Genomic DNA, 1,200 nt, shown 5'->3' with positions numbered 1-1,200 from the left:
GCGACTTCGCTCAGGATCTTTGCAACCACGCCGGCGCCGACGGTACGACCGCCTTCACGGATAGCGAAACGCAGGCCTTCTTCCATCGCGATCGGGTTGATCAGCTTGACGGTGATCGACACGTTGTCGCCTGGCATGACCATTTCTTTGTCTTCTGGCAATGCGATCGAGCCCGTTACGTCCGTGGTGCGGAAGTAGAACTGTGGGCGATAGTTGTTGAAGAACGGGGTGTGACGGCCGCCTTCGTCTTTCGACAACACGTAGATCTCGCCCGTGAAATGGTTGTGCGGCTTGATCGAGTTCGGCTTGGCCAATACTTGACCGCGCTGGACGTCTTCACGCTTGGTGCCGCGCAGCAGCAGACCGACGTTGTCGCCAGCCATGCCCTGGTCGAGCAGCTTGCGGAACATTTCCACGCCGGTGCAAATGGTCTTGACGGTGTCGGTGATGCCGACGATTTCGATCTCTTCGCCGACCTTGACGATACCGCGCTCGATACGACCGGTCACCACGGTGCCGCGACCCGAGATCGAGAACACGTCTTCGACTGGCATCAGGAAGGCGCCGTCGATGGCGCGCTCTGGCGTCGGGATGTAGGTGTCGAGTGCTTCGGCCAGGGCCATGATGGCTTGCTCGCCCATCGGGCCGGTGTCGCCGTCCAGCGCCATACGGGCCGAACCTTTGATGATCGGCAAGTCGTCGCCTGGGAACTCGTACTTGACGAGCAACTCACGCACTTCCATTTCGACCAGCTCGAGCAGCTCTTCGTCGTCGACCAGGTCGCACTTATTGAGGAACACGATGATGTAAGGAACGCCAACCTGGCGCGCCAGCAAGATGTGCTCGCGTGTTTGCGGCATCGGGCCGTCAGCGGCCGAGCAGACCAGGATCGCGCCGTCCATCTGCGCCGCACCGGTGATCATGTTCTTGATGTAGTCGGCGTGGCCTGGGCAGTCGACGTGCGCGTAGTGACGGTTGGCCGTCTCGTACTCGACGTGGGCGGTGTTGATGGTGATGCCGCGCGCTTTTTCTTCCGGTGCCGCATCGATCTGGTCGTATGCTTTTGCTTCGCCGCCGAATTTCTTCGACAGCACAGTTGCGATCGCAGCCGTCAGGGTCGTCTTGCCGTGATCAACGTGACCGATGGTGCCGACGTTGACGTGCGGCTTGGTCCGTTCGAATTTACCTTTTGCCATTTTA

The 1,200-nt window shown here is 60.0% G+C and carries 1 protein-coding gene; it reads right to left on the bottom strand.

All coding sequences use genetic code 11. From position 1 onward, the window contains the following. Window positions 1–1,196 (bottom strand): elongation factor Tu (gene tuf / locus CR103_RS21730; RefSeq protein ID WP_099917957.1); only part of this gene is annotated, 1,196 nt, incomplete at its 3' end. Between the last annotated feature and the right edge of the window lie 4 nt (window positions 1,197–1,200).

Origin of the sequence: Massilia psychrophila (genome assembly GCF_002760665.1) — a bacterium.
Taxonomy (GTDB): Bacteria; Pseudomonadota; Gammaproteobacteria; order Burkholderiales; family Burkholderiaceae_D; genus JAFCUW01.
This window is presented reverse-complemented; position numbering and strand designations above follow the sequence as displayed.